Origin of the sequence: Mesorhizobium sp. M3A.F.Ca.ET.175.01.1.1 (assembly GCF_004791945.1) — a bacterium.
Classification (GTDB): domain Bacteria; phylum Pseudomonadota; class Alphaproteobacteria; order Rhizobiales; family Rhizobiaceae; genus Mesorhizobium.
The window spans coordinates 1-369 of record NZ_SRTP01000134.1; the positions used below are offsets into that span (position 1 = coordinate 1).

Genomic DNA, 369 nt, shown 5'->3' on the forward strand with positions numbered 1-369 from the left:
GTCCGCCACCGGCCGAAGCAGGTCGGGCACGGCAGCCGCGTTGAAGCCGATCGTGTACGGAAGCATGATCGCATGCGTCTCGGCATGCGGCGTGTCGAAACTGCCGCCCAGCGTGTGGCAGATCTTGTGGTGCAGCGCCATGGCGACCTGCCCGAGCACGGTGCCGCAAAGCCATGCGCCGTAGAGCGCCTTGGCGCGTGCATCCGCTTCGCGAGGGCTGACGACGATCACCGGCAACGCTTCCTTCAGCGCGCGCATGCCCTCGGTCGCCATCATCGAGGTGATCGGGTTGCGGTCCTCGGCATAGAGGCCTTCGGCGGCATGCGCGATGGCGTTGAGGCCGCTTGTCACGCTGATGCCGACCGGCAG

1 protein-coding gene is annotated in these 369 nt (G+C 67.5%); it reads right to left on the minus strand.

The window, feature by feature from the left end; all coding sequences use genetic code 11:
* A partial coding sequence (locus EN818_RS31065) for an iron-containing alcohol dehydrogenase (protein WP_135906642.1) occupies positions 1-369 on the minus strand: 369 nt, incomplete at both ends.